Origin of the sequence: Ruegeria sp. SCP11, assembly GCF_040329455.1 — a bacterium.
Taxonomy (GTDB): domain Bacteria; phylum Pseudomonadota; class Alphaproteobacteria; order Rhodobacterales; family Rhodobacteraceae; genus Ruegeria; species Ruegeria atlantica_E.
Genome location: NZ_JBDZYG010000005.1, coordinates 293,250 through 316,070 on the forward strand (window position 1 = coordinate 293,250; position 22,821 = coordinate 316,070).

Consider the following 22,821-nt stretch of genomic DNA (forward strand, 5'->3'; position numbering starts at 1 on the left):
CCCGTACCCATTGGACTGGTGTCGAGACTACCACAGATGCTTCGGATAAGGGTTAAGGCTTTCTGAAGACGCGCCACCCAGATGGGCGGCGCGCTTGTTTACAGATCCTTGATCTTGTCTGCCCGTAGTGGGCAGGCGAGGTAGACGCCGAACTCTTTTCCAATATCAGCACTGACCCGTGCATGAACCGCGCCCTGACGGTCTTGGAATCGTTGGCTGTCTTCGACTGGGAAAATTCCCTCATGCCAGATGCCAGGATGAATATAGAAACCCCGCGAACCGTCGCACCAGAACGCCACCACTTTGTCCGGTGTCAGATTGTCTCCGGGCAATGCGGCAGGAACGATGAAGGGTTTGTTGTCCAGAGGCCAGAACATCTGCCCGCCATCCGGGTGGTAGTTCATGTGCCAAAGCAGAACCTGATCCCTGGCTGCGGTTTGACTGTCTGTCTGCGCCGTCTGTGGATCAGCGGACCAGCCGAGGACGTAGTGGCCCTTGACTGCCTCGTTCTCGCCATACAGCACGTCGCCCTGCCAATCGCATTTGAAGGTGCCCTCGACCCAGCCGCCTTCGTCGCCGGTGCCTTCGTCGATGGGGCGCCAGCCTTGCTGCGGCCAGCGCACGATCTCGATTTCAAAACCCTCGGGGTCATCGACCAGACAGCCGTAGCCCTCGACCGACTCGTCGGTGGCTCGGATCAGAGGCACCTCATGCCAGGGCAGGGATGGTTTAGAACTGGCCTCAAAGATGTACTCCGGCGCGGTCATGCTGCACCCAGATGCCTGTCGACCATGCGCTGAACCATCGGCGCGAAATGGGCGAAATCCGGCGTTTCCATATCCGCGCGTTTGCCTGCCTCGTCCAGATAGCGGACCTGAATGATCTCATTGAGGTTCGGGTTGTCCTCGAATTCCGCAACTTCCTCGGCGCTCATCGGCCCGCCTTGCAGCTCCAAGGTATGGACCGAAGCGGCAGACAGACGGTTGAAATACTCGGGCTTGGTTGCGCAGAGATAGCGCTTGGCCGCCACGTGATAACGGCAGCAGTCGGTGATGACCGAGGGGAAGAACTGCTCCAGTACTTCCGCGCCCGCGTCTTCATGATGACGGTCTTCGGTATCATCCGGGTGGTACATGCCAAACTCGGATGTAAAATGACCGATGTCATGCAGCAGCGCGCCGACGATGATCTCCTGGGGTTGGCCGTTCTGCTCGGCAATTGTAGCACCTTGCAGCATGTGTTCGGCCATGGTGACGGGTTCGCCCAGGTATTCCTCCCCGCCGCGGCGCTCGAAGATATCGCCGATGAAGGCCACGATATTATCCCGGTTCAGGGTCGAGAAATCGGGTTTCATTCCGCCGCCTCCGGCTGTGCCATCTCCATCGCGGCCAGCGTAGACAGCAAACCGTCTTTGTCGGCGTAGCAGCCCTGCAACCAGCGTGAACCTGCACCGGAATAGCCCAGACGCGCATGCAGAACGCGGGTGTTGTCGACGATAAAGCTTTCACCCGGTTCCAGCTTGAAGGACACGCCCATGGCCGGATCGTCGATAATGTCGCCCAGTTGGCGATAGGCGGCGTAGTAGACCTCCATCTGGTCGAAGGGCACATCAACGAAGGGTGCGGACGAACGGTTGTTGAATCGAATGCCGATCAGTTCTCCGTCCGGCGACAGTTCGATCATCGGGCGGCGCGAGCGCAGGCAGACACCGTCCGAACCCTTGTATTCGAAGCGCGCAGGGTAGCCTGCCAGCAGGGCAAATCCATCCGGGTTCTGTTCGCGCAGCTTTTCAGCGGCGCGAAAGCCATCGACTACGATGGAATCCCCGCCCTCAGCGCTGTTTTCGAGACAGTACAGAATTTGCAGCGTCGGAACCGGATCGCGATAGGGGTTGTCGGTATGTGCCTGCAGACCAAGTCCGGTATAGGCGAGGTTGGTCGGATTCACCTCGGTCCGAACCTCGAAATAGGGGCCATAGTTGGTTTCACGCACATAGCCGAACAGTTCGGCGACTTTCAGCAGCGACTCAGGCTCGGTCGGGCCGCCGGTCAGTTTGGCAAAGCCGAACTCGGCGACGGCAGCCAGCCAGCCACGTTTGGTGGTTGGGTTGGTATGAACCTCGGTCCAATCCGAGCTGGGCGCGTCGATGCCGCGTTCCCAGGTGGTGATACCGGGGGCGACGCGGCCGGTTTGCTGAGTCTGGTCGCGGTCATAGACATGATCTGCCAGCCAGACGGCGGGGAAGGTCACGGTCTTACCTTCGGGCTGGAAAGTAACCTGAAGGTCGCCGTTCACAACCTCGGCTGCGCTGACCGTAATATCGACGGGAATGTCGCCGATCGTGATCAAGCGCTGGCCATTGCCCGGCGCGCGTGTGTCGGGGTCCAGCGCGTTGTCGCGCAGCCAGATGGCGTGGAAACGAGCCTTGGTGCCGGTGTCGAATTCAACGGTCACAACCGAGGCGTCATGGGTGGCGATGCGCAGCATGGGGGTCTCCTGTTCAGCGCGGCTTTGCTTGAGGAAATACGCGTCCCGTGGCATTACGACAATTAATCCTTATTGCTGCTGAGGTTTGGAAAAACTAATGGCTAAGAAAAAGATCGGATTGCCGCCGCTGGACTGGTTGCGCGTGTTCGAAGCGGCCGGGCGGTTGGGCGGGTTTTCCGCCGCCGCGAAGGAGTTTGGCCTGACGCAGGCAGCCGTCAGCCAGCGGATCGCAAATCTTGAAACGTGGCTGGGCCGAACGCTGTTCGTGCGCGAGGCGCGGGGCGTGTCGCTGACGGTCGAGGGCGAAAGCTACCTGCCGCTGGTTCAGGACAGTTTGCAGGCGTTGGAGCGCAATACCGAGGACCTGTTCGGAAAGTCGCCTCGAGAGCTGCGGGTGGCGGGGCTGTCTTCGAACATCCATGCTCTTGTTGTCCCAGCTTTGGCTCGATTTCAGGAGATCCGGCCCAAAGTGCGGGTGATGACGGATTCCGTTGCGCGCCGATCCTCGCTGGATGAAGAGCGGACCTGGTTACAAATCCGCTATGGCCGCGGGGCCTGGCCCGGGCGTGATGCAGCCCTGATTGCGCGTGAGGTGCTGGTGCCGATGGCAGCGCCCAGCGTGGACTGGGGAGCGCCTTTGATTGACCTGCGCGGCGAGCGGCCGGCGTGGCGGGATTGGGCGCGCAAAAGGGATCAGGCTGAACTGCCACCCTCGCAGATCAGTTTTGATTCGATGGAACACGCGATCTCGGCGGCGCGACAAGGGATGGGTGTGGTTTTGGGGTCGGTGCCTTTGGCACATGCCGAATTGCGGGTGGGACGTCTGCGCAAGCTGGACTTACCGGAATTGCAGACCAAGGACGGTTATTGGCTGACTTGGCCCGAGGAACGGGCGAAATCGAAGAGGCAACGTGCCCTGATCACCGATTTTCTGCAGGCATTGCAGGGTTGAGCGATCAGAAGTCGATCGCGATCCCCTTTTTCTCCCAATCGCCATAGCGGGCCGGATCGGGGCCGTCGCGCCCACCCAGTTCCTTGGGTAGCTCTTTCGCCTCTGCCTCGGCCTTCTTGCGGCGTTCCTCGGCCTCGGCCAACGCGCGCTGTGCAGCGGGCGGCAGGTCTTTGCGGTCGTCATTCATGACATCGGGTTCCTTTCCGTGCTGGGGCTTGATATACGCCCGCGTCCGCCCTTGGCAATGCGGGCGACGGTCACATCAAAGGCGGTTCCATGTCCGACAATGCAACAGCGGCGCGACGCAGCGCTATCTATCTGCTGGATCAGATCTTGGGGGAAGGGCGGTTGCTGTCTGAATGCCTGGCCGCAGGCGCGCTAGATCGGTTGGGGCCGGAAGATCGCGCGCGGGCGCAGCGTCTGACGCTGGAAACCCTGCGCGGGTTGGAGCGTGCAGACCGGCTTTTGGAAAACCATCTGAACCGTACGCCCGCCCTGACTGTACACAATGCCCTGCGTTTGGGCGCGGTGGAACTGTGCCACGGCGAAGCGGCGCATGGCGTGGTCAATTCCATGGTCGAGATCGTGGGCCGCTCGCGCAAGCATGGCCGTCTCAATGGGCTGGTGAATGCGGTGTTGCGCAAAGTGGCCGCCGAAGGCCCAGAGGCCTGGCCGAAAATGCGGGTGCCACGCCTGCCTGAATGGCTGCGCGAGCCTTTGATCATGGCCTGGGGTAAAGAGGCAGTTGCGGGCATGGAACAAGCCCATTTCGCGGCAGCCCCACTCGATATCACTGTAAAGCCGGGCGCCCAGGCACCGGGTGAGGTGCTGCCGACCGGGTCGATGCGGGTGCAGGATGCGGGTCAGGTCTCGACCCTGCCGGGGTTCGACAAGGGCGATTGGTGGGTGCAGGATGCCGCCGCTGCTGTTCCAGTGCGCGTTCTGGCTCCGCAAGCCGAAGAGAAAATTCTCGATCTCTGCGCCGCACCGGGCGGCAAGACGCTGCAATTGGCGGCTGCAGGGGCCGAGGTTACGGCGCTGGACATCTCAGGGTCTCGGCTGGAACGGGTGCGCGAAAACCTCAAGCGCACCGGGCTTAAGGCAAATGTTATCGCGGGCGACGCGCTGGAGCATCAGGGGCAATACGATGCCATCCTGCTGGACGCCCCCTGCTCGGCCACTGGCACCATCCGACGTCATCCCGATCTGCCTTTTGCCAAGGACGGCTCGGAATTCGGCGGGCTGATCGAGTTGCAGGCGCAGATGCTTGCGCATGCCTGGACCCTGCTGAAACCCGGTGGGCGCTTGGTTTATTGCACCTGTTCCCTGTTGCCGGACGAGGGTGAGGTGCAGATCGAAGAGGCGCTGGATCAGTATCCCGACATGACGGTGGACCGCGATGCGCTCAACGTCACCGGTGTTGAAACGGACTGGATAACCGAAGAAGGCGGCCTGCGCCTGCGGCCCGATTATTGGGCGGATCGCGGTGGTATGGACGGGTTCTACGTGGCCTGCCTGAACAAATCCGCCTGATAGCACGCTTTTCGATGACTTGACGATCGCACCGGTCTATCGTTGGGTCTCAGGCGCCAGCAGAGCGCGAGGGGCAGAGTAACGAGCGTCATGTCGACATCAGATACCATGACCGGCCGCTGGACCCGGTTTCAAAACCGCCTTTATGCGCGGCTTAGCCAGCGGCGTAAGGCGGTCGTAGGGTTTGTCGCTGAGCCCGAGCCGCGCACCGTCGGCTCTTTTGCGCGCGGGCGACAGTTGGTTGCGGGAAATCTGTTATTTGCCGGTTATCTGGTTGAGGCTGAGGACACCGGCCTTTGGGACGTCACCGCTCCCAGCATCGGGTTTGACAACGAACGTCACGGTTTTGCGTGGTTGGATGATCTGGCGGCTGTCGGCGACATGCGCGCGCGCGAAAAGGCCCAGCGCTGGGTCTGGGGGTGGATCGACGCGCATGGTCGCGGGCACGGGCCCGGATGGGAGCCGGATTTGACCGGACGACGGATTCTGCGCTGGATCAATCATTCGGCGTTTTTGTTGCGCGGCATGAATGAAAAAAAACGCCAACTATTCTTCCGCGCCTTGGCGCAGCAAACTTGGTTTCTGTCAAAGCGCTGGCCTGCCGCCACACCGGGCCTGCCCCGGTTCGAGGCACTGGCCGGTCTGGTGCAAGCCGGGCTGGCGTTGAAGGGGCTTGAGCAGATGGCCGACCCGGCACTGCGGGCCCTTGCGAAAGAGTGTGAGAAACAGATCGATCCGCAGGGTGGGATTTCCACGCGCAACCCGGAAGAGCTGCTCGAGGTGTTTACACTCCTGTCCTGGACCTCGGCGGCGCTCGGCGATTTGGGGCGTGGGACGCCCGGTGCGCAGGCGGATGCGATCAAACGTATGGCCCCGACGTTGCGCAGCTTGCGCCATTCGGATGGCGCGCTTGCTCGGTTTCATGGTGGCGGTCGTGGGGTCGAGGGGCGGCTGGATCAGGCACTGGCCCAAAGCGGGGTCAGGCCGCAGCACGCCACAGGTCTGGCGATGGGATTTGCGCGACTTTACGCGGCGCGAACCAGTGTCATCGTCGATTCCAGCACCCCGCCCAAGGGGACCGCATCCTATAATGCCCATGCCTCGACCCTGGCCTTCGAGTTGACCTCGGGGCGGCGGCCTCTGATCGTGAATTGCGGGTCAGGTGAAAGCTTCGGCTCTGAATGGCGCCGCGCCGGGCGCGCGACCCCGTCCCATTCGACCATGTGTCTGGATGGCTATTCCAGCGCCCGGCTGGCGGATTCCGGGAATGGCAGCGAAAACGAAGCGCTGGTCGACGCGCCCCAGGATGTTCCGACTGAATTTGAAGAGGCGTTCGAGGGTGCCCGCTTCATGGTCGGGCATGACGGTTACACCAAGACCTTCGGCCTGACCCACGCCCGCACTTTCGAGCTGCGCTTCGATGGGCGCGAGTTGACGGGAGAGGACATCCTGCTGACCGCCTCGGACAAAGCCAAGCGGCAATTTGACAAGGCGATGGACGCCTCGGGTCTGAAAGGTATTGGCTTCGACATCCGGTTTCACCTGCATCCAGACGTGGATGCGGCTATAGATCTGGGCGGTGCGGCGGTCTCGATGGCGCTCAAAAGCGGTGAGATCTGGGTTTTCCGTCATGATGGTGTTGGAAAATTATCCGTTGAACCAAGCGTTTATCTTGAAAAGGGGCGTTTAAAGCCACGCGCGACAAAACAGATCGTTCTATCCGGGCGCGCAATGGAGTATGCGACCCGCATCCGGTGGACGCTGAGCAAGGCACAGGATACAGCCTATGCCGTGCGCGATGTGCACCGGGACGAACCCGATTTCGACTGACGCCAAAAGGACCTTTGGACCCATGACCGACCTTCACCCCGTGCGCCGCGCGTTGCTTTCCGTTTCCGACAAGACCGGACTGATCGAGCTGGGAAAGGCGCTGGCCGAGCGCGGGGTCGAACTGTTGTCGACCGGCGGCACTGCCAAAGCGCTGCGTGATGCAGGGCTTGAGGTGAAGGATGTCAGTGAGATCACCGGTTTCCCCGAAATGATGGATGGCCGTGTGAAAACCCTGCATCCGATGGTGCATGGCGGCCTGCTGGCCCTGCGCGACAATGACAGCCACGTGGCCGCGATGAACGAACACGGAATCGGCGCGATCGACCTGCTGGTGGTGAACCTCTACCCGTTTGAGGCCACCGTGGCGAAAGGCGCGGATTACGACACCTGCATCGAAAACATCGATATCGGTGGTCCAGCGATGATCCGCGCGGCCTCGAAAAACCACGCTTTCGTCAACGTGGTGGTGGATGTCGAGGATTACGACGCGCTGCTTTCGGAACTGGCGGCGAATGATGGTCAGACCTCTTACGCATTCCGTCAGAACCTGGCGCAGACTGCTTATGCACGCACCGCCGCTTATGACGCCGCCGTGTCGAACTGGATGGCGGACGCTCTGGCCGCCGAGGCTCCGCGCCGCCGCGCCTTTGCCGGTGAGCTGAAACAGACCCTGCGCTATGGCGAGAACAGCCACCAGCAGGCTGTGTTCTATACTGATGGCACCAACCGCCCCGGCGTTGCGACCGCTGTACAGCATCAGGGCAAGGAACTGAGCTACAACAACATCAACGACACAGATGCGGCCTTTGAATTGGTGGCCGAATTTGATCCGGCGCAAGGCGCGGCCTGTGCGATCATCAAGCACGCCAACCCCTGCGGCGTGGCCACAGGCGCGACCTTGCTGGACGCTTATAAGTCGGCGTTTGACTGCGACCGTACCTCGGCCTTTGGCGGAATCGTCGCGTTGAACCAGCCGCTCGACGCCGAAACCGCGCAGGAAATCACCGGTATCTTCACCGAGGTTGTGATTGCCCCCGGCGCATCTGATGAGGCCAAGGCCATCTTCGCGGCCAAGAAAAACCTGCGTCTGTTGACGACCGAAGGCCTGCCGGATGTGACCGCAGGTGGCAAAACCGTGCGTCAGGTGGCCGGTGGCTTGCTGGTACAGGATAAGGACAACGGCTTTGTCGGCATGGATGATCTGAAAGTGGTCACCAAGAAGGCCCCAACCGATGAGCAGATGCGCGACCTTCTGTTTGCCTGGAAAGTGGCGAAGCACGTCAAGTCCAACGCTATCGTTTATGTCAAAGACGGCGCCACCGTCGGGGTGGGCGCGGGCCAGATGAGCCGTGTGGATTCGGCCCTGATCGCAGCCAAGAAAGCCGAACGCATGGCCGACGCGCTGGGCTTGCCGCAACCGCTGACCATGGGCTCAGCCGTGGCGTCCGATGCGTTCTTCCCTTTCCCAGACGGACTGATGGAGGCAGCAGAGGCCGGTGCCACTTGTGTGATCCAGCCCGGCGGTTCGATGCGCGATGACGAGGTGATCGCGGCGGCAGATGAGGCAGGTCTCGCCATGGTCTTCACCGGCATGCGTCACTTCCGCCACTGATGCGCTCTCGCCTTTTGCTCTGGGCCGCGCTGGCCGCGTTTTTGATCGACCAGATCAGCAAGTATCTGGTCGTCCACGTTATGCGCGTGGCCGAGGGCAATATCGACGTCCTGCCGCCTCTGCTGGTTTTCAAATACGGCGAGAACCGGGGCATCAATTTCGGCTTGCTTCAGGGCAATACCGAAGCGGCCCGCTGGATTCTGATTGGCGTGTCACTGGCAATCTCGGTTGGCGTCCTGATCTGGCTGATGCGCACGACGCCGTCGAAGCTGATGCTGTTCTGCGGCGGGCTGCTGATCGGTGGTGCGCTTGGCAATGTGGTGGACCGTGTTTTGTACGGCTATGTTCTGGACTTCCTCAACATGTCCTGCTGCGGCATCAACAACCCATTCGTGTTCAATCTGGCCGATGTCTTCATCTTTGCCGGTGCTATCGGACTTGTGTTGTTCGACGGCAAAAAGGCCTCGTGACGCGCCGGGTGATATGCGATAAAAGCGCCTGAAACTGGCTGGAGACTTTGATGCGGCTGCCGCGTTCCATACTTGCTGTGACATTGGCCTTTGGTGTTGCCGGATGCTCGGATATCGGTCTGCGTCACCTTGAGGCACCAGGGGACGGCCCGGATGAGTTTTCGGTCATGCCGGTCAAGCCGCTGACGCAGCCGAAGGACTATTCCTTCCTGCCTGCACCAACGCCGGGCGGTGGGAACCTGACCGATCCGAACCCCAAGGCGGATGCTGTGGTGGCACTGGGCGGCAGTGAGGCTGCACTGAACGCAAACACCGCCATTCCCTCGTCAGAAGCAGCGCTGGTAACGGCGTCCAGTCGCTATGGCGTACCAGCCAATACGCGGCAGGTTGTCGACACCGAGGATGCCGAATTCCGCAAAAAGCAGGGCCGTTGGACAAGGTTGCGCCTGTTCAAGGTCGACCGGTATGAACAGGTCTATCAGCGTCAGGCGCTGGATGCGGAGGCTCAGAACCAAGCGGCGCGGCGTGCGGGGTTTGAAACACCATCTGCGCCTCCGGGAAATGAATAAATCTTAACTTTCCGTCATCGGCCTTGAACCTGCGTCATACCACCGTAGTTTGAACACCATCAAATGAAACGGAGGATGCCCCATGGTTCGGGCCTTGGCACTGTCTGCCGCCCTGTTCGCTGCCACCCCTTTGATGGCCAAAGAAGGGCATGAGGCGGTCACAACCTTTACGCTGGACAACGGAATGGACGTCGTCGTGATCGAGGACCACCGCGCCCCGGTCGTGCAGCACATGGTTTGGTACCGCGCCGGATCGGCGGATGAACCTGTCGGATCATCCGGCGTGGCGCATTTCCTGGAACATCTGCTGTTCAAAGGCACTGATACACTGGCGCCCGGCGAGTTTTCTGCCACTGTCGCGGCCAATGGCGGCAACGACAATGCATTCACCTCGTACGACTACACCGCCTATTTTCAGCGTGTCGCTGCCGACCGCCTGGAACTGATGATGCGGATGGAGGCGGACCGGATGCGCAACATCCGCCTGTCTGAAGATGATATCGTCACCGAGCGCGACGTAATTCTTGAAGAACGCAACCAGCGCACGGAAAACAGCCCGAGGGCCCTGTTTGGTGAGCAGATGAGCGCGGCGCAGTACCTCAACCATCGCTACGGCGTGCCCATTATCGGTTGGCGGCATGAGATGGAGACGCTGGACATGGACGACGCGTTGTCCTTCTACCAAACCCATTACGCGCCTAATAACGCAATTCTGGTTGTCACCGGCGATGTCGAACCTGACGCGGTCAAGGCGCTGGCCGAACAGTACTACGGTGTCATCCCAGCCAATCCGGACCTGCCCGAACGGGTGCGTTCGCAAGAACCACCGCAGACCGCCGAACGTCGACTCACCTATAAAGACGCACGTGTGTCGCAGCCCTATGTCCAGCGCAGCTATCTGGCGCCCGAACGCGATCCGGGCGAGCAGGAAAAAGCTGCGGCCTTGTTTCTGCTGGCCGATTTGCTGGGTGGCAGCACCACATCTTACTTGAACGAAAAGCTACAGTTCGAGCAGCAAATGGTCGTTTACGCTGGGGCGTTCTACCGCGGTGTCTCTTTGGACGATACAACCTTTGATCTGCTGGTCGTTCCAGCACAGGGTGTGTCCCTGCAAGAGGCCGAGGACGCAATGGATCAGGCCGTTGCCGATTTCATTGCCGAGGGTGTGAACGAGGAAGACCTGGACCGGATCAAGATGCAACTTCGTGCCGCGCAAACCTATGCGCGTGACAATGTAGACGGGATTGGCAACCGCTACGGCCGCGCCCTGACCAGCGGTCTGACGGTCGAGGATGTGCAGGCTTGGCCCGATATCCTGCAGGCTGTGACGGGCGAGGAAATCATCGCTGCTGCCCGTGAGGTTCTGCAACCTGAAGCATCCGTGACCGGCTGGCTGATGAAAGACGATGAGGTGACGCAATGAAACGCATCTTCGCAACCCTGATCGCCGTCGTTTTCGCGCTGCCCGCCTGGGCCGAGATCGAGATAGAAGAGGTCACCTCGCCCGGTGGTATCACCGCCTGGCTGGTCGAGGACCACTCGATCCCCTTCACCGCGTTGGAGCTGCGCTTTCGTGGCGGTACCACGCTGGACGAGCCTGGCAAGCGCGGGGCTGTCTATCTGATGAGCGGCCTTATCGAAGAAGGCGCAGGTGATATGGACGCCCGGACCTATGCGCGCGAACTTGAATCTCTGGCGGCATCGTTTCGCTATGATGCGTCGGACGACTCGGTGACTGTCTCGGCCCAGTTCCTGACGGAAAACCGCGACGATGTGATCGACCTGCTGCGCACAACGATCCACGAGCCTCGGTTCGACGAGGACGCTGTCGAGCGGGTGAAGGCGCAGATTGTGTCTGGTCTTCGGTCGGACCAGACCGACCCCAACGACATCGCCGGACGCAACTTCGCTAAGATGGCTTATGGCGATCACCCCTATGGCACCGAAGGCAAGGGTACGATCGAAAGTGTCAGCGCGCTGACGCGTGATGATGTGGTCACTGCCTATGACAATGTGTTCGCCAAGGACCGGCTTTATGTCGGTGCCGTGGGTGATATTACGGCCGAGGAACTCGGTGCGTTGCTGGACCAGTTGCTGGCCGACCTGCCTGAAACCGGCAAACTCATTCCGGATCGAGCCGACGTGAACATCCCCGGCGGTATCAGCGTGGTCGAATTTGACACGCCACAATCCGTGGCCCTGTTCGGCCATGCTGGTATCGACCGTGACGATCCCGATTTCTTTGCCGCATTTATCCTGAACCACATCCTTGGCGGTGGCGGGTTCGAGAGTCGTCTGATGCAGGAAGTGCGTGAAAAACGCGGCCTGACTTATGGAGTGGCAACCTATCTGGTGCCCAAGGATTTGGCGTCGGTCTACTTGGGGTCAGTGTCCTCGGCCAATGATCGCATTGCTGAAACGGTTGAGGTAATCCGCGAGGAATGGGCTCGTGCTGCGGCAGAGGGCGTGACGCAGAAGGAACTGGACGATGCCAAGACCTATCTGACCGGAGCCTACCCGCTGCGGTTTGACGGCAATGGCCGGATCGCCGGTATCATGGTGGGCATGCAGATGGAGGATCTGCCCATCGACTATATCGCCACCCGCAATGACAAGGTGAACGCGGTGACCTTGGATGAGGTCAACCGCGTGGCCAGCGAATTGCTGGACCCTGAAAACCTGCACTTTACCGTCGTTGGCAAACCCGAAGGGTTGGAAACCACAAACTGACGAAACGGGGCTGAGCGGGTGCTCAGCCCTTTTTTCCCGCCGCGCTACGCAGCATCTGCCCCATCATCTGCCCGAACTTGCCGGACCCGCGCTGATAGAGCGCGCCATCCACGGACAGAACCGTGCCGCTGATATAGCTGGCCATATCGGAGCTGAGGAACAGGCAGGCATTGGCCACATCCTGTGTGGTGCCCCAGCGGCCTAGTGGCACATCACGGCGCAGTTCTTCATGGGCGTTTTCCGTCGGTGCTAAACGCCGTGCGCCTTCGGTGCCTTCGATGAAACCCGGCACGACCGAGTTCACGCGAATGCCCTCAACGCCCCATTCCATCGACAGCGTTCGGGTGATCTGGTCGACACCCGCCTTGGCGGCACAGACATGTGCCTGCCCTTCATAGGGCAGAAACGCCTGCGGTGCAGAGATGTTGATGATGCTGGCACCTGGGCGTTTCAGATAGGGGTAGGTCCCTTTCATCACGTGGACAGTGCCCATCAGGTCGATATCTACCACTGTCTTGAATGCGTTGACGGACATCTCTGCCGTTAGTGCCGGGAAATTGCCCGCCGCGCCCGAGACCAGAACATCGAAATCACCCAAAGCTTCATGGAACTCCTTGAGGCCGTCGGCCACGGCTTGCGCGTCGCGCACGTCAAACGCTGCGCCAATCACTTCGGCTGCGCCGAGGTTTTTTAGCGCGGCGATGGTATCATCCACCTTCTCTTGCGACCGGCTGGCAACGGCCAGTTTGGCACCCGAGGCCGCAAAGGCCTCGGCAATGCCGCGATTGATACCGCTGGTTCCGCCAATGACGATGACGGTTTGTCCTGCGAAGTCCATGTGTTTCTCCCTAGTTGTGATCAGCCACGTTTCCCTGACTCAGCTTGCCACGCATCTCTTCGACCATTGGGATAACGATGTTTTCGACGTTTGCGAGCAGGAAGGCCAAACAAGCCAAAGCACCAGCCGTGCACCAAATCACAAGGCGAACAACGGTAGTCTTAGTCGTTTTGTCAGTAGGTAGAACCAAAGTGGCTGCTCCCGTGATGCGGGAGCCCTACTCGCCGTAGGGCACCCAGATGTTTTTCACTTCGGTCGCAGCCTGCAGGAAGCGGCCCGAATGGTCCACGCCCCAGTCAAATGCCGTCGCGTTATTCACCCAGGTCCGTTTGAGGTTCCCGGCCGAGACGACCTCGATCTCTTTCGACAGGTCGGTGGACGAGAAAGACCAGACCGCGTCCACGTTCAGATGCGAGGCCAGCGGTTTCGCCAGTTCCGCATGGCTACCAGTCAGGATGTTGACCACGCCCGCGGGCACGTCCGAGGTTTCGAGGATCTGGTAGAAATCCGTCGCCGCCAGCGGATAGGGCTCGGAGGCCGTCAGCACCACTCGGTTGCCCATCGCAATCGCCGGGGCCATGGCTGAAACCAGACCCAGCAGCGGTGCCTCATCCGCGCAGAGCGCACCGATGACACCAACCGGCTCTTTCATCGCGATGGCAACGCCCCGGATCGGAACGCCATGCACTTGACCGTCATATTTGTCGGCCCAGGCGGCGGCAGTGAACAGGCGCTGGATCGAGGCTTCGACCTCTTTCGCGCCGTCTTTCTTGCCGGTCATGGCGTCGATACGGACGGCGAATTCACCCGCTCGGGCTGAGAGGTTCTCCCCGATATAGTAAAGGATCTGTGCTCGCAGATGGCTGGTGGTTTTGGACCAGCCTTTCGCGCCCGCCGCAGCCTCAACCGCGTTACGCACGTCCTTGCGGTTCGCCAGTCCCACGTGGCCCAACAGGCCGGACTTGCCCCAGACGGGTTTCGAATACCCACTATCGGGCCGCGCCTGCTTGCCGCCGACATACATCTTGGCGGTGCGGTCGATCGGATCGACTGGAGCGCCTTCGCCCATGGTCGCCTCGACCTTCGCCAGAGGTTTGGCCTTGCCTTTGGGTTTGGTGTAGGCCGTCAGCCCTTCCCATCCGCCTTCGCGGCCAAAGCCGCTTTCCCGTACGCCGCCAAACCCGGCAGCAGCATCGAACAGGTTAGTGGCATTCACCCAGACCACGCCCGCAACCAGCTTGGGCGCGATATCCAGCGCGAGGTTCACATTCTCGGTCCAGACCGTCGCGGCCAGCCCATAGCGGGTGTTGTTGGCCAGCTCGACCGCTTCAGCCGGGGTGCGGAAGGTCGAGGAGACAAGAACCGGGCCGAAGATTTCCTCCTGCATCAGCGGGTCGGATGTTTCGAGGCCTGAGATCAGCGTTGGCGGGTAATAGCAGCCGTTTTCTGGCAGTTCACACGCGGCCTGATGCACGTGACCCACCGTGTTGCTCTCGACCATCCCTTTGATGGTCTGCAACTGAACCGGGTCCACCACCGCACCCACGTCGATGCATTTGTCCAGCGGATCGCCAATGCGCAAGCCGTCCATCCGAGCACGCAGTTTCTCATGGAACCGATCCGCGATGCCCTCCTGCACCAGCAGGCGGGAGCCCGCACAGCAGACCTGACCCTGATTGAACCAGATCGCGTCGACCAGACCTTCGATGGCGCTGTCGATATCGGCATCGTCGAACACGACGTAGGCGGACTTACCACCCAGCTCCAAGGTCAGTTCTTTGCCCGAACCGGCGGTTGCCTCACGGATTCGGCGGCCAACGACGGTCGAGCCGGTAAAGGCGATTTTGTCGACGTCCGAGGACACGATCATCTCACCCACAGCACCGTCTCCGGTGACGATGTTGACCACGCCCTTCGGCAGCCCGGCCTGCGAACAGATGTCAGCAAACAGCAGCGCGGTCAGCGAGGTGTACTCGGCCGGTTTCAGAACCACCGTGTTGCCCATCGCGATCGCAGGCGCGATTTTCCACGCCAGCATCAGCAGCGGGAAGTTCCACGGGATGATCTGACCGCAAACACCCAACGCCTCAGCGTCTGGCAGCTCGCTTTCCATCAGCTGTGCCATACCCGCGTGGTAATAGAAGTGACGCTGCACCAGCGGGATGTCGATGTCGCGCGATTCACGGATCGGCTTGCCGTTGTCGAGGCTTTCCAGCACTGCAAACAGGCGGGAATGCTTCTGCAGCAGGCGCGCAATGGCATAGAGGTACCGTGCGCGGCCTGCGCCACCCAATTTCTCCCATTTCGGCTGCGCCTTTCGGGCTGCTGCAACGGCGGCATCCACGTCAGCCTGCTTGGCCTGGGTCAGCTTGGCCAGCACCTCTCCGGTCGCTGGGTTGCGGCTTTCAAAGCCCTTGCCGGGCTTGGTGAAAGCACCGTCGATATAGTGACCGAACTTATCGCCCTGATCGACCAGCCAGGCCAGAGCCTCGGCAGCGCTTTCGGGGGCAGGGCCGTAATCCATGGTTTCGAAAATCTCTTTGACTGTCATTGTTCTTGTCCTCAGCCCATGGAGTGACGGTAGCCAGCCGAGTAGGACCCGGTGACATAGTGTTCCAACTGCCGTTCAATATCGCCCAGCAACGACGATGCGCCAAAGCGAAATAGGTCTGGTTCCAGCCAGCGGTCGCCCAGTTCGTCCTTGATCAGCGACAGGTAGACCAACGCGTCCTTGGCTTTTGAGATGCCACCAGCAGGCTTGTACCCGACGCGATACCCTGTGCGGTCATAGTAGTCGCGGATCGCGCGGATCATCACCAGTGACACGGGCAGTGTGGCGTTGACGCTTTCCTTACCGGTTGAGGTCTTGATGAAATCTGCTCCGGCCATCATGCAGACCAGAGAAGCGCGGGCGACGTTGCGCAGGCTGCCCAGCTCTCCGGTGGCGAGGATGGCTTTGACATGCGCATCGCCACAGGCGACGCGGAAGGCTTTCATCTCATCATACAGCGCCTGCCAATCGCCCGACAGCACATGACGGCGCGAGATCACGATGTCGATTTCTTCGGCTCCGGCCTTCACGCTTTCTTCGATCTCTGCCGCGCGCAGGTGAAAAGGCGACAGGCCTGCCGGAAATCCGGTGGATACTGCGGCGACCGGAATACCGGTACCCTTCAGCGCCTCAACGGCGGTTTCGATCATGTCGTGGTAGACGCAGACGGCCCCGGTGGTGATCGGTGGCATGTCCAACGCCTGCAGAACGGACGACGCAACCGGTTGGCGCGCTTTGGCGCACAGACGGCGCACACGGCCGATAGTGTCATCACCCGACAGGGTGGTCAGGTCGATCATGGTGATCGCCTTCAGCAGCCACGCGGCCTGATAGTCTTTTTTCACCGACCGCCGACCTGGCAGGGTCGCGGCGCGGCGCTCGATGGCCGAGGTGTTGGCTTGCACGGCGCGCACCCAGTCCAGATCCAGATCCATGCCGGGGTTTCTGGGCTCGGTCACTTGCGGCAGATGCGCTGTGCGCACGGGGCTTTCTGAGCTCTGCGTATCCATCTTCACATCCTTTGGGAGGTTTGCGCCAAATTCGCACGGGTGGCGGGCAATTGGAAGGCATAGCGCGGGATGCAGGGGTTATTTTTTGACCAAATGGACAAATTAGGCGTTTTCTTGCGAATAATTCTCAATAGCATTGACTTACTTGCGAATGGTTCGCATATTCATTCGGAATTAGTCATCAGATCGGGGTCAGACATGATTCGTCGCAGCTTTCTTGCAGCACTGGCATTTGCCGCTGCTCTGCCACTGACGGCCTTGGCCGAAGCGCCGCTCAAAGTGGTCGCCACCACGGGCATGATTGCCGATGCAGCGCGTCAGGTTGGCGGTGATCAGGTTGAGGTCAAGGGCCTGATGGGTCCCGGCGTCGACCCGCATGCCTATCGTCAGACCCGCAGTGATATTGTGGCGATGACACGCGCAGATCTGATCCTGTGGCACGGCCTGTATCTTGAGGCGCAGATGGAAGACTTCTTTCATGACCTCGAGCGCAAGCGCCCGGTTGTGGCCGTGGCCGAAGGGGTAGATACATCCAAATTGCGCGCCCATGACGACTATGCAGACAAATATGACCCGCATGTATGGATGAGTCCCGCCCTTTGGCGCGATGTGGTTGTCGAAGTGCAAGAGGCATTGACCGAAGCGCGCCCCGAGGCGGCCGACATCTTTGCCGCCAACGCGCAAACGCATCTGGCTGAAATCAACCAGTTGGAAGCTTATGCCAAACAAGCACTGGTTGCTGTGCCTGAAAACAATCGAGTTTTGGTCACGGCGCATGATGCGTTTGGCTATTTCGGCGCCGAGTATGGCTATGAGGTAATGGGCATCCAGGGCATCTCGACCCAGTCCGAGGCCGGATTGAACCGTATCGGAGAACTGGTGGATGCGCTGGTCGACAAGCAGTTGAAAGCGGTGTTCGTGGAAAGTTCGGTATCCGACCGGTCGATGCGCGCATTGATCGAAGGGGCTGCGGCCAAAGGTCATGATGTAGGTGTCGGAGGAGAACTTTATTCCGACGCCATGGGCGAACCGGGCACCTATGAGGGCACCTATATCGGCATGCTGGATCACAACATAACCGTCATTGCCGGCGCGCTGGGTGCGGATGTCCCGGATCGCGGCATGAACGGTAAATTGTCTGCGGGGTTTTGAGGGATGTTGGAACTGGCCGCTGATCAGGGAGTAGCAATTTCCGAGCAGAGCTTGGAAAACAGCCCTCTGGCCATTCGCGGCCTGACCGTCTCCTACGGGCAGAAGCCTGCGGTGTTCTCGGTAGATATGACCGTGCAGCCCGGCGCGATGACAGCCATTATAGGCCCGAACGGGGCGGGCAAATCGACCCTGCTCAAGGCCGCATTGGGGGTCGTGTCGCCACTATCTGGGCAAGTCACTGTTTGTGGTAAACCGCTGGAACAACAACGCGCCCGCATCGCTTATGTGCCGCAGCGCGCCAGCGTCGACTGGGATTTCCCGACCCGCGTGATTGACGTAGTCCTTATGGGCCTGTCCCGGCAATTGGGCTTGCTGGGACGTATTCGTGCGCGGCACATGTCGCGCGCGATGGATTGCCTGAACCGTGTCGGCATGCGCGATTTTGCAAAGCGTCAGATTGGCCAGCTATCGGGCGGTCAGCAGCAACGGGTCTTTCTGGCCCGCGCTCTGGCACAGGAAGCGGACCTTTACTTGCTGGACGAGCCCTTTGCAGGTGTCGACGCGGCAACGGAAAAAGCTATCATCGCCGTGCTGAAGTCATTGAAAGAGGCAGGCAAGACCGTCGTTGTCGTGCATCACGATCTGGCCACCGTCACCGACTATTTTGACCATGTCTTCCTGATTAACACCCGCAAAGTGGCTGAAGGTCCGGTGGCAGAGGCCTTCACAGCCGAAACCCTGCAATCGGCCTATGGAGGCCGTTTGGCCACCGCCCAGATCGACCAGATTTCACGCGCGCTGGGGTAAAGCATGCTTTGGGACGCACTGACCCTGCAGCTGGGCTATAACGCCACGCTGGTTGCCATTGGTGCGACCTTGTTGGGGATTTCGGCCGGAGTTACTGGCACTTTTCTGTTTCTACGCAAACGCGCGCTGGTCAGCGATGCGATCAGTCACGCAACGCTGCCGGGCGTGTGTCTCGCCTTTATGGTGCTGGTCGCCTTTGGGGGCGACGGGCGCAACCTTATCGGCCTGCTGGCTGGATCTGCCATCTCGGCCTGGATTGGCCTTTTGTGCATGAACTGGCTGACGCGCCGCACGCGACTGGCCGAAGACGCCGCCATTGGTGCAGTTCTCTCCGTCTTCTTCGGTTTAGGCATCGTCCTTTTGACGGTAATACAAACGATGGGTGTCGGGCGTCAGGCCGGGCTGGAAGGGTTCCTGCTGGGCTCGACTGCCGGGATGCTATGGGCCGATGCGCTGATTATCGCGATCGGAGGGGCGGCGACGTTGGCCTTGGTGATGATCATCCGCCGCCCGATGACCATGGTCGCCTTTGACCCTGAATACGCAGCGGCACGAGGGCTGCCGGTGCATCGCGTAGACCTTGCCATGATGGGGCTGGTAATGGCCGTCACCGTGGTCGGCCTGAAAATCGTCGGACTTATCCTGATCGTGGCGCTGCTGATCATTCCGCCGGTGACCGCCCGGTTCTGGACTGAACGTTCGGACCGGGTGGTGCTGCTGGCCGGTCTGTCGGGAGGTCTGGCCGGGTATCTGGGGGCGGCGCTGTCGGCCTCGGCACCGAATCTGCCGACCGGTCCGATCATCGTTCTGGTCAGCTTCGGTTTCTTTGCCCTGTCTCTTCTGTTTGCGCCCGTCCGGGGCGTTCTGGCTGCGGTGCTGCAACATCTGAAGTTCCAGCGCCGGGTACATATCCGTCAGGGTCTGCTGGCGCTGGCACAGGATCAGAAAATCTATGAACCGCTGACCCTGCGCCTGCTGAAACGTGCCGGGCTGGCCCGCGCCGATGGCGTCGCCACCGAGGCTGGCAAAGCCCGCGCCGCCAAAGCCCTGCGTGATGAAAAGCGGTGGGAGGTCGTCCGCGCCGATCAGGCACATGAGGCGACGGCGGCGCTCTATGACGGGTTGCGTGATATCGAGACCGTTCTGACACGCGACCAGATCGCAGAGATTGACCGCCAGATCGGTGGCCCGCAGGGAGTGCCTTCATGAGTGGTGAAGAATTTGTTCCCCTGTCCCTGACGCCTTTGCTGATCGGCACCTTTGCGGCGATTGCCTGCGCGTTGCCCGGAAATTTTCTGGTGCTGCGCAAACAGGCCCTCATCGGGGATGCGATAAGCCACGTGGTGCTGCCCGGTATTGTGGTGGCCTTTCTGGTGACAGGAGCGATCTCGACATGGCCGATGATGCTGGGTGCGGCAGGTGCCTCCATTGTGGCGGTGGTGATGATCGAAGCTATCCGGCGGCTGGGTCAAATCGAACCGGGGGCCGCGATGGGCGTGGTGTTCACCACCATGTTCGCGGGCGGTGTGCTGCTTCTGGAACAGACTGATACTTCGACCGTGCATCTGGACGTGGAACATGCGCTTTACGGCAACCTGGAAAGTCTGATCTGGTTGGACGCCGTGGGGTGGTCGTCGCTGATGGACCTAACGGCTTTGGCCGGCCTGCCGCCGGAACTGCCGCGTATTGCGCTGACACTGGTAGGTGTGATCCTGTTCATCTGGCTGTTCTGGCGTCCGCTGAAAATTTCTACCTTTGATGAGGGATTTGCCCGTACCATAGGCATTCGCACCGGCGCGCTGGGTTTGGCTTTGGTAATCGTCGCAGCGATCTCTGCCGTGGCTGCTTTTGACGCGGTGGGATCGATCATCGTGATCGCCATGTTCATCTGCCCTCCGGCGGCAGCCCGTATGATGACCAATCGACTGGAAACCCAGATCACCTGGAGCGTCGTCTTTGCCGTCCTGTCAGCGACCTCGGGTTATGTTCTGGCGGGCTATGGGCCGCTTTGGCTGGGGGGATCGGACGCCGTCAGCGCAGCAGGGATGATTGCGACCATGTCCGGTCTGATACTGGCAGGTGCTGCGCTGTGGGGGCCGTGCCGCACCCGAGTTGGAGCGCCCAGCACCGCTTGATACAGCGTAATCCCGCTGCTGCTACACGCGGGTCGTCGGCTGAAAATTGCCCAGAATTTAAGCACCGGCAGAGTTAATCACCACGATCCCGTTTTTCGTGTTAGGTCCCCCGCTATTAAAATCTGAATGACCACCACTCACTTCGGATCGTTCGGACAATCTCGCTCAAGTTCGCCTTGTGTTAACATCGGCGCCGCGAGATTGTTCGAACGCCCCCTCCTTAAAAATAGAGAAACCTAAGCAGTGGCAGAATCGTGCGCGCCTGTGCTAGGTCTGGTGGTATGGCACAGGCGAACCCCAATATCAGCGAAAACCGCCCCGTGATCCGGCAGCTCGACGATGCTGCCATCAACCGTATTGCGGCGGGTGAAGTGGTGGAGCGTCCAGCCTCGGCAGTCAAAGAACTGGTCGAGAATGCAATCGACGCCGGGGCGACCCGGGTTGCCATCGACATTGCCGATGGCGGCAAAACCTTGATTCGCGTTACCGACGATGGCTGCGGAATTTCGGCAGAAGATTTGCCGCTGGCGTTGTCACGTCATGCAACGTCGAAGATCGATGGCTCGGACCTGTTGAACATCCATACCTTTGGTTTCCGGGGTGAGGCATTGCCGTCGCTGGGGGCCGTCGGTCGGCTGGCCATCACAAGTCGGGTTCCGGGAGCGGATGCTGCACAGATACACGTGGCGGGCGGTAAGATGGAGGCAGTAAAACCAGCTGCCCTGCGCGCGGGTACAGTGGTGGAGTTGCGCGATCTGTTCTTTGCCACACCCGCGCGGCTGAAATTCATGCGTACCGACCGGGCCGAGGCACAGGCGATCACCGACACCGTCAAGCGCCTCGCCATGGCCGAGCCCGCCATCACCTTCACTCTGCGCGATGTCTCAGGTGGCGGCGAGGGCCGCGTGACCTTCCGGGCCGACCGCGAAAACGGTAATTTGTTCGACGCGCTGTATGCCCGTCTGGCCCGTGTGATCGGGCGCGAGTTTGCCGAGAATGCGTTGCAGATCGACGCATCGCGCGAGGGTATTAGGCTTTATGGTTACGCCGCGCTGCCGACCTATTCCAGAGGAGCTGCGGTCGCCCAGTATCTATTCGTCAATGGCCGCCCTGTGCGGGACAAGATGCTGACCGGTGCGTTGCGTGCTGCCTATTTCGACTTCCTCAGCCGCGACCGGCATCCGGCGGCGGCTTTGTTCATCGACTGTGACCCCACGCTGGTCGATGTGAATGTGCACCCGGCCAAATCCGAAGTCCGGTTCCGAGATCCCGGTGTGGCCCGGGGGTTGATTATCTCGGCCCTGCGGCACGCATTGGCCGAGGCAGGGCATCGGGCCTCGACCACCGTGGCCAATGCAACTCTGGGCGCGATGCGACCCGAACCGACCCAACCCGCGCCTGTGCGGGTGTATCAGATGGACCGGCCCTCGCCGGCGGCGCGTCAGGCTGCTTTTCAGGCGCAGGCGCCAGGGTTTGCCGAGCTGTCCCGTGATTACAGCGGCAGCTTCGTGGACCCGGTTCCGGCAGCTTCGGTTGCGGTCGAAGAACCGACACCGCAAGATCTGCCCTTGGGGGCTGCACGCGGGCAGGTGCATGAGAATTACATCATCGCCCAAACCACCGATGGCATGGTTATTGTCGATCAGCACGCAGCGCATGAGCGGCTGGTTTATGAGAAACTCAAGACCCAAATGGCCGAGAATGGCGTGGCCGCGCAGGCGCTGTTGATCCCTGAAATCGTTGAACTTTCAGAAGGTGACTGCGCGCGTCTGATGGCGGTGGCTGACGACCTGTCGCGCCTTGGCCTGACCCTTGAACCCTTTGGTGGTGGAGCCATCGCCGTACGCGAAACACCTGCCATTCTGGGCGAGGTCGACGCTCGTGCAATGATCCTAGATATCCTCGACGAACTGGCTGATCAGGGCGAAAGCCAAACGGTACAAGCGCGGATCGAGGCGATCCTCAGCCGGGTGGCCTGCCATGGCTCTGTCCGCTCGGGCCGCCGGATGCGGGCCGAGGAAATGAACGCCCTGCTGCGCGAGATGGAAGCGACACCCCATTCCGGCCAGTGCAACCACGGGCGGCCCACTTATGTCGAGTTGAAGCTGAGCGATATCGAACGTCTGTTCGGACGCAGTTGATCCT

The 22,821-nt window shown here is 60.6% G+C and carries 20 protein-coding genes; 13 read left to right on the top strand and 7 right to left on the bottom strand.

The genetic code is table 11. The annotated features are described in order from the left end of the window. Window positions 1–98: 98 nt before the first annotated feature. Genes ABLN94_RS10335 through tmpA form a run of 3 tightly spaced genes read right to left on the bottom strand, consistent with a single transcriptional unit; the run spans window position 99 to window position 2,487 of the window. On the bottom strand, window positions 99–767 hold the full coding sequence (locus ABLN94_RS10335; RefSeq protein ID WP_352992116.1) for an ureidoglycolate lyase: 669 nt from the start codon (window positions 765–767) through the stop codon (window positions 99–101). Next, window positions 764–1,354, bottom strand: coding sequence for a (R)-1-hydroxy-2-trimethylaminoethylphosphonate oxygenase (gene tmpB / locus ABLN94_RS10340; protein WP_352992117.1), 591 nt, complete (start codon window positions 1,352–1,354; stop codon window positions 764–766). Before tmpB ends, ABLN94_RS10335 begins: the two co-directional genes overlap by 4 nt. Beyond that, window positions 1,351–2,487, bottom strand: a complete 1,137-nt coding sequence (tmpA, locus tag ABLN94_RS10345) for a 2-trimethylaminoethylphosphonate dioxygenase (protein WP_352992118.1) — start codon at window positions 2,485–2,487, stop codon at window positions 1,351–1,353. Before tmpA ends, tmpB begins: the two co-directional genes overlap by 4 nt. A gap of 97 nt (window positions 2,488–2,584) precedes the next feature. Here tmpA and ABLN94_RS10350 point away from each other — a divergent pair, with 97 nt between their 5' ends. Continuing rightward, a complete protein-coding gene (locus ABLN94_RS10350; RefSeq protein WP_352992119.1) occupies window positions 2,585–3,439 on the top strand; it encodes a LysR family transcriptional regulator in 855 nt (284 codons plus the stop codon). A gap of 4 nt (window positions 3,440–3,443) precedes the next feature. Here ABLN94_RS10350 and ABLN94_RS10355 read toward each other — a convergent pair whose 3' ends face one another. Beyond that, window positions 3,444–3,626: a DUF1674 domain-containing protein gene (locus ABLN94_RS10355; protein ID WP_352992121.1), complete on the bottom strand. Its 183-nt coding sequence runs from the start codon at window positions 3,624–3,626 to the stop codon at window positions 3,444–3,446. Window positions 3,627–3,715: 89 nt separating this feature from the next. Between ABLN94_RS10355 and ABLN94_RS10360 the strand changes: the two genes are divergently transcribed. The 7 genes from ABLN94_RS10360 (at window position 3,716) to ABLN94_RS10390 (ending at window position 12,183) form a co-directional block, all read left to right on the top strand. Beyond that, window positions 3,716–4,972, top strand: a complete 1,257-nt coding sequence (locus tag ABLN94_RS10360) for an RsmB/NOP family class I SAM-dependent RNA methyltransferase (protein ID WP_352992122.1) — start codon at window positions 3,716–3,718, stop codon at window positions 4,970–4,972. A 90-nt stretch (window positions 4,973–5,062) separates the two neighbouring features. Then, on the top strand, window positions 5,063–6,802 hold the full coding sequence (locus ABLN94_RS10365) for a heparinase II/III family protein (RefSeq protein ID WP_352992123.1): 1,740 nt from the start codon (window positions 5,063–5,065) through the stop codon (window positions 6,800–6,802). A 22-nt stretch (window positions 6,803–6,824) separates the two neighbouring features. Further along, window positions 6,825–8,414 (top strand): bifunctional phosphoribosylaminoimidazolecarboxamide formyltransferase/IMP cyclohydrolase, encoded by a 1,590-nt coding sequence (gene purH / locus ABLN94_RS10370; protein ID WP_352992124.1) that lies wholly within the window; start codon window positions 6,825–6,827, stop codon window positions 8,412–8,414. Further along, window positions 8,414–8,884 (top strand): signal peptidase II, encoded by a 471-nt coding sequence (gene lspA, locus ABLN94_RS10375; protein WP_352992126.1) that lies wholly within the window; start codon window positions 8,414–8,416, stop codon window positions 8,882–8,884. Before purH ends, lspA begins: the two co-directional genes overlap by 1 nt. A 50-nt stretch (window positions 8,885–8,934) precedes the next feature. Then, window positions 8,935–9,453 carry a DUF3035 domain-containing protein gene (locus ABLN94_RS10380; protein WP_352992128.1) on the top strand — a complete coding sequence of 173 codons (519 nt, stop codon included), beginning with the start codon at window positions 8,935–8,937 and terminating at the stop codon, window positions 9,451–9,453. 82 nt (window positions 9,454–9,535) lie between these two features. Next, complete coding sequence (locus ABLN94_RS10385; protein ID WP_352992129.1) at window positions 9,536–10,876, top strand: M16 family metallopeptidase; 1,341 nt, start codon at window positions 9,536–9,538, stop codon at window positions 10,874–10,876. Beyond that, the gene (locus tag ABLN94_RS10390) at window positions 10,873–12,183 is read left to right on the top strand and encodes a M16 family metallopeptidase (RefSeq protein ID WP_352992131.1); all 1,311 of its coding nucleotides are present in this window, start codon (window positions 10,873–10,875) and stop codon (window positions 12,181–12,183) included. The genes ABLN94_RS10385 and ABLN94_RS10390 overlap by 4 nt, the downstream gene beginning before the upstream one ends. Before the next feature lie 22 nt (window positions 12,184–12,205). Here the strand turns inward: ABLN94_RS10390 and ABLN94_RS10395 are convergent, their stop codons facing one another. The 3 genes from ABLN94_RS10395 to deoC form a co-directional block, all read right to left on the bottom strand. Further along, a complete protein-coding gene (locus ABLN94_RS10395; RefSeq protein WP_352992133.1) occupies window positions 12,206–13,021 on the bottom strand; it encodes an SDR family oxidoreductase in 816 nt (271 codons plus the stop codon). A 217-nt stretch (window positions 13,022–13,238) separates the two neighbouring features. Beyond that, entirely contained in the window at window positions 13,239–15,572 is a 2,334-nt protein-coding gene (locus ABLN94_RS10400) for an aldehyde dehydrogenase family protein (protein WP_352992135.1), read from the bottom strand. 11 nt (window positions 15,573–15,583) lie between these two features. Next, window positions 15,584–16,582, bottom strand: a complete 999-nt coding sequence (gene deoC, locus ABLN94_RS10405; protein WP_352992137.1) for a deoxyribose-phosphate aldolase — start codon at window positions 16,580–16,582, stop codon at window positions 15,584–15,586. Window positions 16,583–16,780: 198 nt separating this feature from the next. Here deoC and ABLN94_RS10410 point away from each other — a divergent pair, with 198 nt between their 5' ends. The 5 genes from ABLN94_RS10410 to mutL all read left to right on the top strand — a co-directional run bounded on the left by ABLN94_RS10410 (window position 16,781) and on the right by mutL (window position 22,817). Then, entirely contained in the window at window positions 16,781–17,734 is a 954-nt protein-coding gene (locus tag ABLN94_RS10410; RefSeq protein ID WP_352992139.1) for a metal ABC transporter solute-binding protein, Zn/Mn family, read from the top strand. 3 nt (window positions 17,735–17,737) lie between these two features. Next, window positions 17,738–18,541, top strand: coding sequence for a metal ABC transporter ATP-binding protein (locus ABLN94_RS10415; protein ID WP_352992140.1), 804 nt, complete (start codon window positions 17,738–17,740; stop codon window positions 18,539–18,541). Window positions 18,542–18,544: 3 nt separating this feature from the next. Then, the gene (locus ABLN94_RS10420) at window positions 18,545–19,750 is read left to right on the top strand and encodes a metal ABC transporter permease (RefSeq protein WP_352992141.1); all 1,206 of its coding nucleotides are present in this window, start codon (window positions 18,545–18,547) and stop codon (window positions 19,748–19,750) included. Continuing rightward, window positions 19,747–20,676, top strand: coding sequence for a metal ABC transporter permease (locus tag ABLN94_RS10425; RefSeq protein WP_352992143.1), 930 nt, complete (start codon window positions 19,747–19,749; stop codon window positions 20,674–20,676). The genes ABLN94_RS10420 and ABLN94_RS10425 overlap by 4 nt, the downstream gene beginning before the upstream one ends. Window positions 20,677–20,957: 281 nt before the next feature. Continuing rightward, complete coding sequence (gene mutL, locus ABLN94_RS10430; RefSeq protein WP_352992145.1) at window positions 20,958–22,817, top strand: DNA mismatch repair endonuclease MutL; 1,860 nt, start codon at window positions 20,958–20,960, stop codon at window positions 22,815–22,817. Window positions 22,818–22,821: the final 4 nt, after the last annotated feature.

Coding starts and splice junctions, on each gene's coding strand:
- ABLN94_RS10335 (WP_352992116.1), bottom strand. CDS start 767: ATGACCGCGCCGGAGTACATCTTTGAGGCCAGTTCTAAACCATCCCTG.
- tmpB (WP_352992117.1), bottom strand. CDS start 1,354: ATGAAACCCGATTTCTCGACCCTGAACCGGGATAATATCGTGGCCTTC.
- tmpA (WP_352992118.1), bottom strand. CDS start 2,487: ATGCTGCGCATCGCCACCCATGACGCCTCGGTTGTGACCGTTGAATTC.
- ABLN94_RS10350 (WP_352992119.1), top strand. CDS start 2,585: ATGGCTAAGAAAAAGATCGGATTGCCGCCGCTGGACTGGTTGCGCGTG.
- ABLN94_RS10355 (WP_352992121.1), bottom strand. CDS start 3,626: ATGAATGACGACCGCAAAGACCTGCCGCCCGCTGCACAGCGCGCGTTG.
- ABLN94_RS10360 (WP_352992122.1), top strand. CDS start 3,716: ATGTCCGACAATGCAACAGCGGCGCGACGCAGCGCTATCTATCTGCTG.
- ABLN94_RS10365 (WP_352992123.1), top strand. CDS start 5,063: ATGTCGACATCAGATACCATGACCGGCCGCTGGACCCGGTTTCAAAAC.
- purH (WP_352992124.1), top strand. CDS start 6,825: ATGACCGACCTTCACCCCGTGCGCCGCGCGTTGCTTTCCGTTTCCGAC.
- lspA (WP_352992126.1), top strand. CDS start 8,414: ATGCGCTCTCGCCTTTTGCTCTGGGCCGCGCTGGCCGCGTTTTTGATC.
- ABLN94_RS10380 (WP_352992128.1), top strand. CDS start 8,935: ATGCGGCTGCCGCGTTCCATACTTGCTGTGACATTGGCCTTTGGTGTT.
- ABLN94_RS10385 (WP_352992129.1), top strand. CDS start 9,536: ATGGTTCGGGCCTTGGCACTGTCTGCCGCCCTGTTCGCTGCCACCCCT.
- ABLN94_RS10390 (WP_352992131.1), top strand. CDS start 10,873: ATGAAACGCATCTTCGCAACCCTGATCGCCGTCGTTTTCGCGCTGCCC.
- ABLN94_RS10395 (WP_352992133.1), bottom strand. CDS start 13,021: ATGGACTTCGCAGGACAAACCGTCATCGTCATTGGCGGAACCAGCGGT.
- ABLN94_RS10400 (WP_352992135.1), bottom strand. CDS start 15,572: ATGACAGTCAAAGAGATTTTCGAAACCATGGATTACGGCCCTGCCCCC.
- deoC (WP_352992137.1), bottom strand. CDS start 16,582: ATGGATACGCAGAGCTCAGAAAGCCCCGTGCGCACAGCGCATCTGCCG.
- ABLN94_RS10410 (WP_352992139.1), top strand. CDS start 16,781: ATGATTCGTCGCAGCTTTCTTGCAGCACTGGCATTTGCCGCTGCTCTG.
- ABLN94_RS10415 (WP_352992140.1), top strand. CDS start 17,738: ATGTTGGAACTGGCCGCTGATCAGGGAGTAGCAATTTCCGAGCAGAGC.
- ABLN94_RS10420 (WP_352992141.1), top strand. CDS start 18,545: ATGCTTTGGGACGCACTGACCCTGCAGCTGGGCTATAACGCCACGCTG.
- ABLN94_RS10425 (WP_352992143.1), top strand. CDS start 19,747: ATGAGTGGTGAAGAATTTGTTCCCCTGTCCCTGACGCCTTTGCTGATC.
- mutL (WP_352992145.1), top strand. CDS start 20,958: ATGGCACAGGCGAACCCCAATATCAGCGAAAACCGCCCCGTGATCCGG.